The 15,057-nt window shown below is 28.6% G+C and carries 19 protein-coding genes and 1 tRNA gene; all 20 read left to right on the top strand.

The features are described from left to right. Positions 1–10 precede the first annotated feature (10 nt). The 20 genes from EXC62_RS06880 (at position 11) to EXC62_RS06785 (ending at position 15,026) form a co-directional block, all read left to right on the top strand. Positions 11–1,021, top strand: a complete 1,011-nt coding sequence (locus tag EXC62_RS06880; protein ID WP_162140080.1) for an ABC transporter substrate-binding protein — start codon at positions 11–13, stop codon at positions 1,019–1,021. Positions 1,022–1,133: 112 nt separating this feature from the next. After that, entirely contained in the window at positions 1,134–1,370 is a 237-nt protein-coding gene (secG, locus tag EXC62_RS06875) for a preprotein translocase subunit SecG (protein WP_026389929.1), read from the top strand. Between the two features lie 45 nt (positions 1,371–1,415). Next, entirely contained in the window at positions 1,416–2,096 is a 681-nt protein-coding gene (locus tag EXC62_RS06870) for an RsmE family RNA methyltransferase (protein WP_162140079.1), read from the top strand. Between the two features lie 75 nt (positions 2,097–2,171). After that, positions 2,172–2,345 (top strand): 30S ribosomal protein S21, encoded by a 174-nt coding sequence (rpsU, locus tag EXC62_RS06865; RefSeq protein ID WP_026389927.1) that lies wholly within the window; start codon positions 2,172–2,174, stop codon positions 2,343–2,345. 122 nt (positions 2,346–2,467) lie between these two features. Continuing rightward, positions 2,468–3,424 (top strand): PhoH family protein, encoded by a 957-nt coding sequence (locus tag EXC62_RS06860; protein ID WP_026389926.1) that lies wholly within the window; start codon positions 2,468–2,470, stop codon positions 3,422–3,424. Next, positions 3,405–3,830: an rRNA maturation RNase YbeY gene (gene ybeY / locus EXC62_RS06855; protein ID WP_408609939.1), complete on the top strand. Its 426-nt coding sequence runs from the start codon at positions 3,405–3,407 to the stop codon at positions 3,828–3,830. Before EXC62_RS06860 ends, ybeY begins: the two co-directional genes overlap by 20 nt. A gap of 3 nt (positions 3,831–3,833) precedes the next feature. Next, the gene (gene cdd, locus EXC62_RS06850) at positions 3,834–4,232 is read left to right on the top strand and encodes a cytidine deaminase (protein ID WP_026389924.1); all 399 of its coding nucleotides are present in this window, start codon (positions 3,834–3,836) and stop codon (positions 4,230–4,232) included. Next, entirely contained in the window at positions 4,225–5,121 is an 897-nt protein-coding gene (gene era / locus EXC62_RS06845) for a GTPase Era (protein WP_026389923.1), read from the top strand. The genes cdd and era overlap by 8 nt, the downstream gene beginning before the upstream one ends. After that, on the top strand, positions 5,114–5,779 hold the full coding sequence (gene recO / locus EXC62_RS06840) for a DNA repair protein RecO (protein ID WP_026389922.1): 666 nt from the start codon (positions 5,114–5,116) through the stop codon (positions 5,777–5,779). The genes era and recO overlap by 8 nt, the downstream gene beginning before the upstream one ends. A 21-nt stretch (positions 5,780–5,800) precedes the next feature. Further along, positions 5,801–7,168, top strand: a complete 1,368-nt coding sequence (locus tag EXC62_RS06835) for a glycine--tRNA ligase (protein ID WP_026389921.1) — start codon at positions 5,801–5,803, stop codon at positions 7,166–7,168. A 24-nt stretch (positions 7,169–7,192) separates the two neighbouring features. Beyond that, positions 7,193–8,971, top strand: a complete 1,779-nt coding sequence (dnaG, locus tag EXC62_RS06830) for a DNA primase (protein WP_052589617.1) — start codon at positions 7,193–7,195, stop codon at positions 8,969–8,971. Continuing rightward, the gene (gene rpoD / locus EXC62_RS06825; RefSeq protein WP_026389920.1) at positions 8,958–10,187 is read left to right on the top strand and encodes an RNA polymerase sigma factor RpoD; all 1,230 of its coding nucleotides are present in this window, start codon (positions 8,958–8,960) and stop codon (positions 10,185–10,187) included. Before dnaG ends, rpoD begins: the two co-directional genes overlap by 14 nt. Further along, positions 10,174–10,821: a tRNA (adenine(22)-N(1))-methyltransferase gene (locus EXC62_RS06820; protein ID WP_162140078.1), complete on the top strand. Its 648-nt coding sequence runs from the start codon at positions 10,174–10,176 to the stop codon at positions 10,819–10,821. The genes rpoD and EXC62_RS06820 overlap by 14 nt, the downstream gene beginning before the upstream one ends. After that, on the top strand, positions 10,818–11,252 hold the full coding sequence (locus EXC62_RS06815) for a MarR family winged helix-turn-helix transcriptional regulator (protein ID WP_026389919.1): 435 nt from the start codon (positions 10,818–10,820) through the stop codon (positions 11,250–11,252). Before EXC62_RS06820 ends, EXC62_RS06815 begins: the two co-directional genes overlap by 4 nt. Positions 11,253–11,465: 213 nt before the next feature. Then, positions 11,466–11,542: transfer RNA gene (locus tag EXC62_RS06810), tRNA-Arg, on the top strand. Between the two features lie 221 nt (positions 11,543–11,763). Next, positions 11,764–11,988, top strand: coding sequence for a hypothetical protein (locus tag EXC62_RS06805; protein ID WP_026389918.1), 225 nt, complete (start codon positions 11,764–11,766; stop codon positions 11,986–11,988). A 211-nt stretch (positions 11,989–12,199) separates the two neighbouring features. Further along, positions 12,200–12,424, top strand: a complete 225-nt coding sequence (locus tag EXC62_RS06800) for a hypothetical protein (protein WP_026389917.1) — start codon at positions 12,200–12,202, stop codon at positions 12,422–12,424. 201 nt (positions 12,425–12,625) lie between these two features. Beyond that, complete coding sequence (locus EXC62_RS06795; protein ID WP_162140077.1) at positions 12,626–13,165, top strand: DUF4256 domain-containing protein; 540 nt, start codon at positions 12,626–12,628, stop codon at positions 13,163–13,165. A gap of 86 nt (positions 13,166–13,251) precedes the next feature. Then, a complete protein-coding gene (locus tag EXC62_RS06790; RefSeq protein WP_052589613.1) occupies positions 13,252–14,601 on the top strand; it encodes a dicarboxylate/amino acid:cation symporter in 1,350 nt (449 codons plus the stop codon). Between the two features lie 17 nt (positions 14,602–14,618). Further along, positions 14,619–15,026: a GtrA family protein gene (locus tag EXC62_RS06785; protein WP_162140076.1), complete on the top strand. Its 408-nt coding sequence runs from the start codon at positions 14,619–14,621 to the stop codon at positions 15,024–15,026. Positions 15,027–15,057: the final 31 nt, after the last annotated feature.

Genomic DNA, 15,057 nt, shown 5'->3' with positions numbered 1-15,057 from the left:
AGAGTTCAAAATGAAAAAAATATTATCATTATTTGCAGTAATGTTATTAGCAGTAACATTAGTTGCATGTACTTCAGATAAAAGAACAGGGGAACAAGTTGAAATTGAACAAGTTATCTCTGTCACAACAGGAAAAGATGAGAAAGGGGAACCTATCTTAAAAAAAGAAAAAGTAACACAAAAAATGTTTGTTAATCCAACAAGAGTTGTTACTTTCTCATATGGTGTTGCTGATATGCTTTATGAAGTTAATTTATTTGATGCAGGAATAAAAGAATTTGCTGTTGCTAAAGGTAGTTCATTACCATCAATAATTAAGCAATTTGAATCAGATATTTATCCTAATGCTGGAACATTGTTTGAAGAAAATAAAGATGTTTTAGATTTAATTAATCCAGAATTAATTATTTTAGATGGTAGAACATCAAAATTATATAGTCAATTAAAAGATGAATATCCAAATGCTGATATCTTAGATGCTTCAAACACAACTTATTCATTAGCTAAACAACAAGAAGTTGTTACAATATTAGGTAAGTTATTTCCAAGAGTTAAAACTACTTTAGATGCAAAAATGGATGCAATTAATCACTCATTTGATGGTATAGCTGAAATAGCTAAAAATCATAAAGCATTATTCTTAATGAGTAGTGGTAAAGATTTATCAGTTTCAGGAAAAAATGGACGTTATGGCGTATTACATAATGAATTTGGATTTATGGAAGCTGATGCAGATGGAAAAGTTGGTGAAGCACATGGAAATGCAATTTCATTAGAATATTTAAAAGCATTAGATGATAAAGGTGATTTGGAAGTAATCTTTGTTATGGATAGAGCTGCAGCTACTGGATCAGAAAGTGGATTACAAACACTCCTTAATGAACCACAATTCCAGGCTTTAACAGCTGTTAAAGAAGAAAATGTATTTACACTAAATGCTGATGCATGGTATTTAGTTACTGGTGGTTTTGTATCAACTGAGTTGATGGTAAAAGATGTTTTAAAATTTATTAATAAGTAATTATTATTTGAGAGTCTAGGTGTATACCTGGACTTTTTTCTAAATTAAGGGTTTGTATTGACAAAAGAGTTTAAAATTGCTAAAATATTTATGATTATTGGAGGGTTGCAAAATGAACGTATTTGACTATTTAACATTAATAATAGGGATAGCATTAATTGTAGTTGTTTTATTACAACAAGGCGATGATGATATTCAAGACGCTTTTAGTGGCGAAAAATCAGAATTATTTAAAAATCGTAAAGTTAGAGGATTTGATTTATTTATGTTAAGAGCAACAACTGTTTTATCAGTATTACTTGTTGTTTTTATACTTTTATCAAATGTTTGGCACGCAAACAATCTTTAATAAGTTAAAATAAGCGCAATGCGCTTTTTTTTAAGGAGATAAACAATGCAAAGATATATATTAGATGATACAACAAATAATTTTTATAAAACTGATATTCATCATATTAAAAAAGTGATGAGAATGCAAACTGGTGATAAAGTTATCGTTTGTCTTCATGAGAAATGTTCATTAGTTAAACTAAACATTGATGAAAATATTACATTTGATGTTATTGAAAACTATGATGAAAATAAAACATTAGACATAACTTTAGTTCAAGGTTTATTAAAGGGAACAAAAATTGAAACAACAATTAAGTATTCAACTATTTTTGGTGCTAAAAAAATAGTTTTAGTTCCGTTTGAAAGAAGTATTGCTAAAAATAAGAATACTGATAATAAAACAGATAGATACTTTCTAATTGCTAAAGAAGCAGCAGAACTTGCTCATCGTGAAAAGATACCTACTATTGAATTTCAAGATAGTTTAAAAACGATTAATTGGAAAGAATATGATTATGTAATTCTGGCTGATGAAGAAGAAAAGAAGACTTTATTAAAAGATTTAGAATTAAAAAATATTTTTGATAAAAAGATTGCTATCATTATTGGACCAGAAGGTGGAATAAGTGATAATGAAAGAAAATATTGTAAAAACAATAAATTCTTTTCGATTTCACTCGGAAAGTATATTTTTCCGGCTGAGATTGCCGCAATTAGCATTTTAAATAATTTTAATTCATGATTTTTTTGACAATTAAACAATTATAATATATAATTATAAAGGACACAAGATTAGTGTGATGAAAGGAGGGTCGACATGCCAAAGACAGTCGTTCGTGATACAGAAACAATTGAAGATGCACTACGCCGTTTTAAAAGAGACGTTTCAAGATCTGGGACCCTCGCAGAAGTGCGCAAACGCGCTTACTACGTTAAACCAAGCGTAGATAAAAAGTTGCGTCGCCGTGCAAATAAAACAGTTAATAAATAATCTTATTATTGAAAATTAGAAAAACACCGTATTTGGTGTTTTTTTGACTTTTAAATATTAATATTAAGTGGATAATTTAACTATGGTTTATGGTATAATTAATAGCAGTAGGAGTTGTTTAGATGAAATTAGACGTTAAGATTGAACATTATGATATATTATCTAAAGTTGTTGGTGCTCAAGATAAAAACTTGAATGTCTTTAAGCAATATTTTGGTATTAAAATAACAATAACTGAAGATACTATTATTACAGATGCAAATAATGATTTGAAACTTGTGTTAGAAAAAATTTTCTCGATTATTATTAGATTAGCAGAAAAACAAATAAGTTTTAATGAACGCGATATTATTTATATTATTAAGTTAACTGAGAAATCTGTTGATACTGAAGAAATAATTGATTTTTATATAAACCAAAAAAGAATTCTAACAACAGAACACGGTAAGCCGATATATGCAAAGACTTTTAATCAAAAAGATTATATAAAAGCAATGGAAAATTTTGACTTGGTTTTTGGAATTGGACCAGCAGGAACAGGAAAGACTTACTTAGCTGTTGCATATGCATCTGCATTACTAAAAGCAAATAAAATTAAAAAGATTATTTTAACTAGACCAGCAGTAGAAGCCGGTGAAGCGCTAGGATTTTTACCAGGAGATTTAAAAGAGAAAGTAGATCCATATTTAATACCTTTATATGATGCATTATATGAGTTTTTAGGTAGAGAAGTAGTTGATGGATTAATCACTAGAGGTGTAATTGAAATTGCCCCACTTGCATATATGCGAGGTAGAACGCTTGATAATGCATTCATCATTTTAGATGAAGCTCAAAATACAACAAGCACACAAATGAAAATGTTTTTAACACGCTTAGGATTTAATTCTAAGATGTTAGTTACTGGGGATCCATCACAAATCGACCTTAAAAATAATCAACGTTCAGGCTTAAGGGAAGTAATGGATAAACTTTCGAATATGGAAGATTTAAAATTTATAAAGTTTGAAAAAGTGGATGTTATTAGACATCCATTGGTACAGAAAATATTGGAGCGATATGATGATAATGGAAATTAATTTTTATAATCAAACAGAATTAGAAACTAAAGAGTATGAAGCAATAATTAAAAATGCTTTAAAAAATCAAAAAAATGAAAAATCAATGGAAATAGTTTTTGTCACACCTAATCAAATTCATGAAATGAATAAAACATATCGTGATGTTGATAGACCTACCGATGTTTTAAGTTTTCCAAATGATGATGATAAAGATACCTCAATTGGAGATATTTTTATTAATTTAGAACAAGCATTTAGTCAAGCATCAGAGTATGGACATAGGATTGAACGTGAAGTTGCATTTTTAGCTGTTCACGGATATCTTCATCTTTTAGGTTATGATCATTATACACCAGAAGAAGAAAAAGAAATGTTTGATTTACAAGAAAAAATTCTGCTTGAAGCGGGAATTGAAAGGAAGTAAAATATGGAAAAAAGTCTTTTAGAAGCAAGAAAAGCAATTAAACAATCATATTCACCATATTCAAAGTTTGCTGTTGGTGCAGCAATTTTAATGAAAGATGGCAAATATATACATGGTGCAAATATCGAAAATGCTTCATTTGGTTTAACTAACTGTGCAGAACGAAGTGCATTATATTCAGCATATAGCATGGGCTACCGTAAAGAAGATATCGTTTCAATAACAATTATTGCTGATGATAAAATTCCAGTTTCTCCTTGTGGAGCTTGTAGACAAGTTATGCACGAACTATTACCTAATGATGCAAAAATTATTTTAACAAACTTAAAAGGCGATATTAAGGAAACAACAAAAGACGAATTACTTCCTTATGCCTTTGTATTGGAAAACGAAAATGAATAATAATACAAAATCAGGTTTTGTCGCTATTGTTGGGCGACCTAATGTTGGAAAGTCAACATTACTTAATACGTTATTAAAAGAAAAAATAGCAATAACAAGTCCGAAACCTCAAACAACAAGACATCGTATTTCAGGAATTTTAACAAAAGATAATTACCAAATTGTTTTTGTTGATACTCCAGGTATGCATAAAGGTAAAGATTTACTTAATAAAAGAATCGATAAAGTTGCTGTTTCGACACTTAAAGATGTTGATAGTATTATCTTTGTTGTAGATAGAAAAAAAGGTTTAGCAGAGGAACATGTTATTAACTATTTTAAAGGTTTGAATATACCAGTTTATTTAGTTATTAATAAAATCGATTTAATGAAAAACAAATCTGAAATTGATGAGTTTATTATTAGTTATCTAGGAAGTTATGAATTTGCAGGAGTATATCCAATTTCTGCTGCAAATGATGAGAATATTGAATTTTTACTTAATGATGTCGTAAAAAGTTTAAGTGATGGGCCTTTCTATTATCCAGTTGAAATGAAAACAGATCAAACTAATGAAAAGATAATGTCTGAGTTTATCAGAGAAAAAATTCTTTATTATACCGAGGAAGAAGTACCACACGCTACTGCCGTAGTAATTGAAAGTATGGATTATAATGAAGAATATAAAACTGTTGATGTTAGAGCACTAATTATTGTTGAGAGAACTTCACAAAAAATCATTCTAATCGGTAAAAATGGCGAAAAAATTAAACAAATTGGAACAGAAGCAAGACTAGATATTAATAAAAAGTTTGGATTTAAAGCTCATTTGGAATTGTGGATTAAAGTGAAAAAAGATTGGCGTAACAGACCAAACGAATTATTAAGATACGGGTTTGATAATGAATAATCTTGAAGGGTTAGTTTTTAAAGTTCAAGCATACCAAGAAAGTAATAGACTTTTACAAGTCTTTACGAAACTTGGAAAAATATCATTAAAGGTCACTGGTGCTCAAAAGATGAATAATAATTCAAGAGTTCTAGCACAAAATTTAACTCAAATAAGTTTTGAGTATACAGATTTAAAATCTTTTTTAACATTAAAAAATGGAAAAATAATTAATGATTTTAAAGATATTAAAAATGATTATCAAAGAACAAAAGATGCCAGTTTAACAACAGAAATAATAGGCCGAGTATTAGTAGATGATTTCTACAATGAAAAAGTTTATGAAATGCTAATTGAAGCATTAGAGCATGAAAATATTAAAATATCTTCATTAAGTTTTGCTTTAAAAGTCTTATACTATTTAGGTTATGGTATGGATTTAAAAGGTAATGGAAATAAGATAAAAGGATTTAATATCAAAAGAGGCAGTGTCGTTTATATCGATGAGAACATTGAATTAGACCTTAATTATGAAGAAACTATTGAATTATTGAAACTCACATATACTAAAATATCAAATTTAGAAGATATTAAAGGAAATACCATTGATATAATTAAGAAATTTACTTATAATTATTATTTGGATAAGTTAGATATAAGGCTAAAAACATTGGAATAGAAGAAAAGAGGAAACGTAGTTATGATTACTTTTGAAGAATTAGTTAAATATGCAAAGGTAACTGGGTTTGTTTACCAAGGTAGTGAAATTTATGGAGGACTAGCTAATACATGGGATTATGGTCCAATAGGTTCACTTTTAAAACAAAATATAAAAAAAGCTTGGATCAATAAGTTTCAAAAAGAAACACCTAATAATGTTTTAGTTGATACATCAATATTATTGAATTCAAGAGTTTGGGAAGCAAGTGGACACGTAGGAGGATTTAGTGATCCTTTAACTGAATGTCGAGCATGTAATAATCGCTTTAGAGCAGATAAACTTATTGAAGAATTTGATGGTACTAATGCTGATGGATGGTCACATGAAAGAATGCATAGTTATTTAGTTGACAAGAAAGTTCCTTGTCCATCATGTGGAAAAGTTGAATGGGCTCCAATTAGATCATTTAATATGATGTTTCAAACTAACCAAGGTGTTGTTCAAGAAACTTCAAGTCAAATATATTTAAGACCAGAAACTGCACAAGGTATTTTTATTAATTTTAAAAATGTTCAAAGAACAGCAAGAAAAAAATTACCATTTGGTATTGCTCAAGTTGGTAAATCATTTAGAAATGAAATCACTCCAGGTAACTTTATTTTTAGAACGAGAGAGTTTGAACAAATGGAATTAGAGTTTTTTGTTAAACCTGGAACAGAGTTAGAATATTTTGCATACTGGAAAGAATATTGTATGAATTGGTTAAAGAATCTAGGTTTAAACGGTGAAAGATTACAGTTCGATGATCATAAACCAGAAGCACTAAGTCATTATTCAAATGCAACAACCGATATTCAGTTTAAATTCCCTTGGGGATTTGATGAACTATGGGGAATTGCCTCAAGAACAAATTTTGATTTAAATGCGCATCAAAAGCATTCAGGAGAAGATTTAACATACTTAGATCCTGAAACTAATGAACGCTATATTCCTTATGTAATAGAGCCATCAGTTGGTGTTGAACGTTTATTCTTAGCATTTCTTGCTAACGGTTATCAAATTGAAGAATTACCTGATGGAACAACACGTGAATTATTAAAGATTCATCCTGCTCTTGCACCTTACAAAGCGGCAATTCTACCACTTAATAAAAAACTCCAAGGTGACAAAGCGTGGGAAGTTTATAATTTACTTTCAAAATACTTTGATGTAGTATATGATGATACTCAAAATATTGGTAAAAGATATCGTAGACAGGACCAAATTGGTACATTACTAGCAATAACAATTGATCACCAAACAATGGACGATGATACAGTTACAGTTAGAAATCGTGATACGATGGAACAAATAAGATTACATGTTAGTGAACTAAAAAACTATATTGAAGAACAAACTGCATTTTAACTTTTTTAGAAAAGGAGGAGTATAATGATACCTGATGAAATCTTGCAAAGAATTGACGATGAGACTGATATAGTTGCTCTTGCAAGTGAATTTATCTCATTAGAAAAAAGAGGTAAGAATTATATGGGACTATGTCCCTTTCATGATGAAAATACTCCAAGTTTTTCTGTAACACCTGAAAAAAACATTGCTATGTGTATGGGATGTGGTGAAGGTGGAAGACCAATCAATTTTTATCGAAAAATTAAAAACATTGATTTTGGTCAAGCAGTAAAAGAGTTAGGTGAAAGATTAGGTATCGACGTAAAGATTGATACCAATGAATCGGTAAATACAAATCAACATTTATATGAAATTATGAATGAAGCTAGTAATTTTTATCAATATAATTTATTCAATAGTGTTTCAGGAGAAAGAGTTTTAGAATATCTTTCTAATCGTAAATTAAGTAATGAAACGATTAAGCATTTTGAATTAGGATTTTCACCAAAAGAAAAAGATTTATTATATCAATTCCTAAAATCAAAAGGGTATAGTGTTAGTGATATGATAAATCTAGGTTTAGTTAAACAATCGAATGATGGAACTTATTATGATTTATTTACAAATAGATTGATGTTTCCAATTACTAATAGTTTTGGAAAGACGATTGCATTTAGTGGACGAACATTAGATAAAAATGATAAAGTTAAATACGTTAATAGTCCTGAAACGGTTATTTTTAAAAAAGGTGAAACAGTCTATCATCTAGCAGAAGCTGGATTAGATATCCGTAAAAAAAAGTTTGTAATGTTATATGAAGGTTTCTTTGATGTAATTAGCCCTTATCAAGCAGGATTTACTAATGGTGTAGCAACTATGGGAACTGCTCTTACGATTAATCAAGCACGATTAATTAAAAAGACTGTTGATAAAGTGATTGTTGCATATGATGGTGACTCTGCAGGTCAAAAAGCAATTATTAGTGCTATTCCAGTTCTATTAAATGCTGGTTTAATAGTTGAAGTATTAAAGATCCCTGATAAAAAAGATCCAGATGACTATATTAAGGAATATGGTAGTGAAGCATATCAAAATTTACTTAGTAATAATGTTCAAGATCCATATCAGTATCAATATGAACTATATAGAGAAAATCTAGATTTAAACAACTCAAATGATATAAAAACGTTTCAAGCAAATGTTACAAGAATGCTTCAAAACGCTAGCCCTGCAATTGTTTCATTATATACTAAGCGAATTGCAGATGAATTACGAATAAATGAAAAAGATGTAAAAATAGTTAAAAAACCTAATTTACCAGTAATTGATATTCCAGAAGAAGCAAAAAAAAGAATAAAACTTCCAACAAAATATGAACAAGCTGAAAGAAGACTTTTATTCTTAATGATGAGATCGAAAGAATGGAATGACAGGATTAGTGATAGGTTAACAGTTCACGAATATTCAAGCCCGCTACTTGGAACATTTAGAACAAAACTAATTAGTTATCATAGTATTACTGATAGTTTCAGTCTTTCAGAATTTAAAGAATATTTAAATGAAGAAGAATTAGATTATTTTGATAATATAATGTGTAAAGATGATTTTTGGATAAACTCAGTAATATTTTCATCAGAAGAGATTGAGGATTATTTAGAATTACTAAAGAGTACCCCACTCTTAAGAAGACAAGTATATTTAAAAGAGAGAATGTTAGAAAAAAATCATAATGCTGAAGATATCAAGAGAGAAACAGAAGAATTGATAAAGATAAAAAAGGAATTAAGACGATTAAAGGAGGATATTAATGGAAATAGATAAAGCAATAAAAGAACTAGTTAAAAAAGCAGGTAAAGCTAAAAAACTAGAAGATGAAGCTATTCGCGAATATGCAGACGAAGATTTATCATATGAAGATCTTGTTGAAGCACTTGAAGAAGAAGGTGTTACAATACTTGTGAAGCATGTTAATGAAGCGGCTGAAGAGGAAGAAGAAATTGAACTTGATGATGATTTTCTTGATGAAGAACCAGATGATTTATCACTTGCTGATTTGGAAATCGAAGAAGATGAACTATTAGAAGTTGATGAAGTAGTAAGTACTGTTAGAACTGATGATCCGGTTAGAATGTATTTAAAAGAAATCGGACAAATTCCTTTAATTGATCAAGATGAAGAAATTAGATTAGCAAAAATTGTTATAACTGGAAAATATGCTGAAGATCAATTACAAGCATATCATGAAGGTGAATTAAATATACCTGAAGAAGAAATCAAACAGTTACAAGAATATGTTCTTGATGGACAAGATGCAAAAAACTCACTTATTGAAGCTAATTACCGATTAGTTGTTTCAATCGCTAAGAAATATACTAATAGAGGATTATTGTTCTTAGATTTAATTCAAGAAGGTAATATGGGGTTAATGCGTGCTGTTGATAAGTTTGATTATGAAAAAGGTTTTAAATTTTCTACATATGCGACATGGTGGATTAGACAAGCAATAACAAGAGCAGTAGCCGATCAAGCTAGAACAATTAGAATTCCTGTTCATATGGTTGAAACAATTAATAAGATGGCTAGAATTCAACGTCAGTTGATTCAAGAGTTAGGACGTGAACCTTCACCAGAAGAAATTGGTGAAAAAATGGAAATGTCTGCTGAAAAAGTTCAAAATATTCAAAGAATTTCTAAAGAACCAATTTCTCTAGAATCAACCGTTGGTGAAGAAGAAGATTCATCACTTGGAGATTTCATTAGTGATGGAGGAACACTAAACCCTCACGAATCAATGCTTCAAGATATGACAATTCAAGCCTTAGATGAAATACTATCAACATTAACTGATCGTGAAGAAAAAGTGCTTCGCTTAAGATACGGTTTACTAGATGGTAAAACTTATACTCTAGAAGAAGTTGGTAGAGAATTTGGTGTTACAAGAGAACGTATTAGACAAATTGAAGCAAAAGCAATGAGAAAATTAAAACATCCATCACGCCAACAAAAATTAAGAGATTTTTACTATGATAAAAAATAAAAGGATTGATGCCTTAGTTGATGAAACAAAAGGCATTAATACTTTATTAGATATTGGATGTGATCATGGTTTAGTAATAAAAAAAGCATTCGAAAATAAGAATATTAAAAAAGCAATAGCCTCAGATGTCAATGAAATGCCACTTGAGAGCGCTAAAAAAAATTTGAAAGGTTTCGATGTTGAGTTTATAGTTTCAAACGGATTTGAAAATATAAAAGACAAGTTTGATGGTGTAGTAATTGCTGGTATGGGAGCTATGCTTATTTCTAACATATTAGAAAAAGCACCTGAAGGTGATATTACTTACATTTTACAAGCAAATAGCAAGTTAGAAGTTTTAAGAGAGTATTTATCTAATAATAATTTCAAAATAATTGACGAAATAGTTGTTTTTGAGAAATTTTATTATATAATTATTAGAGCAGTAAGGGGAAATGAAAAACTGAATGAAAAAGAATTATATTTAGGACCTATTTTGATGAAGAAAACATCAAGTATCTCCTATTATCAGAATTTATTGGATAGGTATTATCGTTTGATTAATCTTGAGGGTACAAATAGTGATGTTATTTTACAAAGAGTAAAATGGCTAGAAAGCATAATAAATAAAAACAATAAAGGAGAATTGAAATGAAAAAATACCAAAACTTACAAACATTAGATATAAATTTACAAAAATTCAGAAAGAATGGTGCGTACAAACGTTACTCAAAAGAGTTAACAGATGCTGATTTAAACGTCTTATTTTGTATTAAATTCCATGATGATAGTAGAGAAAAAATTAAATTAACTGATATTGCTCTAAGATTAGGTTTAACATTACCTGCAGTAACTCATAAAGTAAATGATTTAGAAGAACGTGGTTTAATAATAAAGATTGCCTCAAATGTTGATAAGAGAATTATTAACTTAGAAATGACAACTGAAGCACATAAATATGTTGATCAAGTAATTGATAAATACTATTCACCACTAATCAAAATTAGTAATTATTTAGGTGAAGAAGATACAAAAGCATTAAATAGAATTATTAGAAAAATTAATTCATTAGGTAAATTAAAATAAAACACTGTTTAAAGTCATGATAGATAGAATAAATGATTCTATCTATCTGATTTTATTGTTTAATATAACTATAAGTTTAAGTTATTTTTGATAGATTTATTTCTGTTAAATTAATGAATGATAAAATAGGCGAAAATATTTAAAATAACGCATTTTACCCTTTACTTTTCATTAATAATACGCTATAATTATATACGTCCGAAAAATAAATATGTTCGCCTAGCTCAGCTGGATAGAGCAACGGCCTTCTAAGCCGTCGGTCAGGGGTTCGAATCCCTTGGCGAACGCCATCTTGAAATTAAATAATGCTACCTATAATAGGTGGCATTTTCTTTTATAGATAATCGACTACAAATTTGTAGTCTTTTTTTATAATTAAATTAGTTAAACGCTATCATTTTTTTAGAAAACATTTTCATAAAATAGTAAGCGTTATTATTGAGTATAAGACTTTATTTTAGTTTTTATAATGATATAATTTAAGTGTAAAAAGAAAGAGGAGGAATAAAAAATGTACAGACATATATCAGATAACAAAAATGAATACAATGTAAGAAGAGTAGATGAGTTGAATGAAGTTCTTTTAGAAAAAGAAAGAGAATTAAATGATACTAAAGGTTTCTTTAATGTACTTAAGTTGAAACTTGAAATCAAAAAGATTTACAAAGAAATCAGCAAGTATGGTAGTGAAGTAATGGAATACGAAAACAACAAATTTAATAAAAGCTTTAACTAAAAGGTGTGTTAATAGTTTTAATTAGCACACCTTTTAATTTACTTAAAACCAGAAAAAAACAAAAAATAATGTCTGTAAAAATAGTTAAACGCTATCATTTTTTTAAGAAAACATTTTCATAAAATAGTAAGCGTTATTATAAGTTAGATCACTTTTTTTTACAAATATTTTTGATATAATTTAGTTGTAAAAGAAAGAGAGGTAATTAGTTATGCATAAAAATATATCAATTAATAAATATGAATACAGTTTAAGAAGAGTAGATGAATTAAATGAAGTTCTTTTAGAAAAAGAAAGAGAATTAAAGAATACTCAAGGGTTTATAAATAGATTTAAGTTAAATCTTGAAGTTAAGAGATTATACAAACAAATAAGTGAGTATGGTAGTGAAGTATTAGAATACGAATATAATAAAGCAAATAAAATATTTAATTAAAAGGTGTGTTAATTTATTACTAATTAGCACACCTTTTATTTTTATATGAAAGATCTTAATTGGTTTTCAAGAATTAACTACCTATTCAGGTGAATTAGTAAAGGATTCTAGAATGATAGAGTATAAATAAATTTAAATATCACTTTAATTGACATGTTGTTTAAAAAATGGTAATTTTAAACTATGAAAGTTGGTGATTGTATGAGTAAAAAGGAACTTTTAGAAGTATTAAAAAAGAGATTTTCAGAAAATAAGAATAGACATTCAAACATTGAATTTAATGATGTCTTAAAAAAATTAGAAAGTGCCTCAGAAAGCATAATAAATTCACTTATAATGATGGAAGAAACTGGTGGTATGCCAGATGTTGTTTTTTATGATAAAGATAAAAATGAGTATCATTTTATGGACTGTTCTAGTGAATCACCAATTGGTCGAAGAAGCTTTTGTTACGACAATGAAGCTCTTGAATCAAGGAAAGTAAATAAACCAGTAAATAGTGCTGTTGAAATGGCTAAAAAAATGGGTGTATCATTATTAAATGAAAAAGAGTATCGTTATTTACAAACATTAGGTGATTTTGATTTGAAAACATCTAGCTGGATTAAAACTCCTGAAAATATCAGAAAATTAGGTGGAGCACTATTTTGTGATAAGCGTTATGATACTGTTTTTCTGTATCATAATGGAGCAGAAAGTTACTATGGTGCAAGAGGATTTAGGACATTATTAATAATTTGATTTAAAAAGTACTTTTAAAGTGCTTTTTTTGTGCAAAAAAACAATAAATTAAGTATAATTTTAATACTCATGAAAGGATGATATAAATGTTTAATAACTATAAAATAGATAGTTGGCAAAAGTTAGTATTGTATATAGTTACAATATTAGTTATAGGATTTTTATTCTATACAGGTAGTAAAAAATGGAAATTTAGTATTAGAGTCTTAATTGGTATGGGGTTAGGTATTCTAGTTGGTTTAACCTTGGGACAAACAACAAGCCCATATACATCAAATGGATCAACAAGTGACCTAACAATAATTAGGGTTATAAAACCAATAGGAGACTTATATCTTAAGTTAATTCAAATGGTTATTATGCCACTTGTTCTAACAGCGATTATTAAGAGTTTTACAACACTTGAAAGTACTGATAAACTAAAAAAAATCGGTGTAAAAACATTGTTTTGGTTATTGCTAACAACAGCGATAGCAACTATAATAGGATTTGCATTTGCTAGTATATTTAGTCTTGGAAAAGGATATGAAGTAGGAACAAGAACTCCTCCAACAATAGTCCCAATTGAAAATGTTATTTTAAATTTCTTCCCAAATAATATTTTTACAGCACTTAGTGGTAATGTAGCAATTCCTGTGGTTATTTTCGCTTTATTTGTTTCAATAGCAATTATAATTGAAAAGAAGAGACATCCAGAACGTGTAAAGCCTTTTGTAGAATTTAACAATTCATTAAATGCAATAATGGTTAGAGTCACAAAGATTGTTTTAAAAATGACACCATATGCTGTCTTTACTTTTATGGCATATGCAGTTGGTAGAAATAATTTTGAAACATTAAAGATGCTTGGAAAATATATACTAATAATTTATTTAGCAATGTTTGTTCATTTTGTTATTGTTCAAATGGGCTTATTAGCTGCACATGGCATTTCTCCATTTAAGTTCATAAGAAAATATTGGAGTGCAATGACTGTTGCATTCTTAACACAAAGTAGTTATGGGACAATGCCAGTATCAATTAAAGCATTGACTGAAGATGTTGGTGTATCAGATCGTGTTGCAAACTTTGTTGCCCCAATTGGAGCTAATGTCGGTATGAATGCTTGTGGGGGAATCTTCCCAGCAATGGTAGCAGTAATTACAGCAAATGTTTTTGGTATTGATTTTGATATAGTAAAAGTGTTATTATTAGTATTAATAACAACGATATCATCAATTGGTATTGCAGGTGTTCCAGGAATTGCAACTATTGCAGCAACAGTAACACTTTCAGCACTTGGATTACCAATAGAAGGTATTGCTATTGTTTTTGCAGTTGATGCGTTAGTTGACATGGGAAGAACAATGATTAATGTAACTGGTGCTGGGGTTACAGCAGTTTTAGTTGCAAAATCAGAAAATGAGTTAGACATGGAGAAACTAAACAGCAAGTAATGAAGAGAGAGAAAAAAATGGAGCAAAATAGTAGTTTTAAGCAGGTATTGAAATTTACCTTATTTTCGATATCAGCAGGTATTATTCAAATTGCAAGTTTTGCAATTCTGAATGAATTGATACCAATATTTAATGGTGATTATGGGATTAACTATATTATTTCATTATTATTATCAATAATATGGAATTTCACATTTAATCGAAAGTTTACTTTTAAAGCAACTAATGACGTGAAAAAAGCAATGCTTTTGGTTTTATTATTCTATATAGTTTTTACACCAATATCTGCTATTATGGGTAATTATTTTGAGAAAAATGGTGCTAACGAGTATATTGTTTTAGCACTTGCAATGATAACAAATTTTGTTTTAGAATTTTTATATACAAAGTTTGTTGTATACAGAGATGAAAACGAGCCAAAATAAGGTTCGTTTTTTTCTTAAAAAGACATAAGAG

The sequence above is a fragment of the Haploplasma axanthum genome, assembly GCF_900660745.1.
Classification (GTDB): domain Bacteria; phylum Bacillota_I; class Bacilli_A; order Acholeplasmatales; family Acholeplasmataceae; genus Haploplasma; species Haploplasma axanthum.
The sequence above is the reverse complement of the archived record's forward strand: the minus strand, read 5'-3'. Positions and strand labels throughout refer to the sequence as shown.

What these genes read in the sequence shown, in the direction of transcription:
- secG (WP_026389929.1), top strand. Translation starts at nt 1,134, where the DNA reads ATGAACGTATTTGACTATTTAACATTAATAATAGGGATAGCATTAATT.
- cdd (WP_026389924.1), top strand. Translation starts at nt 3,834, where the DNA reads ATGGAAAAAAGTCTTTTAGAAGCAAGAAAAGCAATTAAACAATCATAT.
- recO (WP_026389922.1), top strand. Translation starts at nt 5,114, where the DNA reads ATGAATAATCTTGAAGGGTTAGTTTTTAAAGTTCAAGCATACCAAGAA.
- rpsU (WP_026389927.1), top strand. Translation starts at nt 2,172, where the DNA reads ATGCCAAAGACAGTCGTTCGTGATACAGAAACAATTGAAGATGCACTA.
- EXC62_RS06805 (WP_026389918.1), top strand. Translation starts at nt 11,764, where the DNA reads ATGTACAGACATATATCAGATAACAAAAATGAATACAATGTAAGAAGA.
- EXC62_RS06880 (WP_162140080.1), top strand. Translation starts at nt 11, where the DNA reads ATGAAAAAAATATTATCATTATTTGCAGTAATGTTATTAGCAGTAACA.
- EXC62_RS06835 (WP_026389921.1), top strand. Translation starts at nt 5,801, where the DNA reads ATGATTACTTTTGAAGAATTAGTTAAATATGCAAAGGTAACTGGGTTT.
- EXC62_RS06790 (WP_052589613.1), top strand. Translation starts at nt 13,252, where the DNA reads ATGTTTAATAACTATAAAATAGATAGTTGGCAAAAGTTAGTATTGTAT.
- ybeY (WP_408609939.1), top strand. Translation starts at nt 3,405, where the DNA reads ATGATGATAATGGAAATTAATTTTTATAATCAAACAGAATTAGAAACT.
- dnaG (WP_052589617.1), top strand. Translation starts at nt 7,193, where the DNA reads ATGATACCTGATGAAATCTTGCAAAGAATTGACGATGAGACTGATATA.
- EXC62_RS06785 (WP_162140076.1), top strand. Translation starts at nt 14,619, where the DNA reads ATGGAGCAAAATAGTAGTTTTAAGCAGGTATTGAAATTTACCTTATTT.
- EXC62_RS06820 (WP_162140078.1), top strand. Translation starts at nt 10,174, where the DNA reads ATGATAAAAAATAAAAGGATTGATGCCTTAGTTGATGAAACAAAAGGC.
- rpoD (WP_026389920.1), top strand. Translation starts at nt 8,958, where the DNA reads ATGGAAATAGATAAAGCAATAAAAGAACTAGTTAAAAAAGCAGGTAAA.
- era (WP_026389923.1), top strand. Translation starts at nt 4,225, where the DNA reads ATGAATAATAATACAAAATCAGGTTTTGTCGCTATTGTTGGGCGACCT.
- EXC62_RS06815 (WP_026389919.1), top strand. Translation starts at nt 10,818, where the DNA reads ATGAAAAAATACCAAAACTTACAAACATTAGATATAAATTTACAAAAA.
- EXC62_RS06795 (WP_162140077.1), top strand. Translation starts at nt 12,626, where the DNA reads ATGAGTAAAAAGGAACTTTTAGAAGTATTAAAAAAGAGATTTTCAGAA.
- EXC62_RS06860 (WP_026389926.1), top strand. Translation starts at nt 2,468, where the DNA reads ATGAAATTAGACGTTAAGATTGAACATTATGATATATTATCTAAAGTT.
- EXC62_RS06800 (WP_026389917.1), top strand. Translation starts at nt 12,200, where the DNA reads ATGCATAAAAATATATCAATTAATAAATATGAATACAGTTTAAGAAGA.
- EXC62_RS06870 (WP_162140079.1), top strand. Translation starts at nt 1,416, where the DNA reads ATGCAAAGATATATATTAGATGATACAACAAATAATTTTTATAAAACT.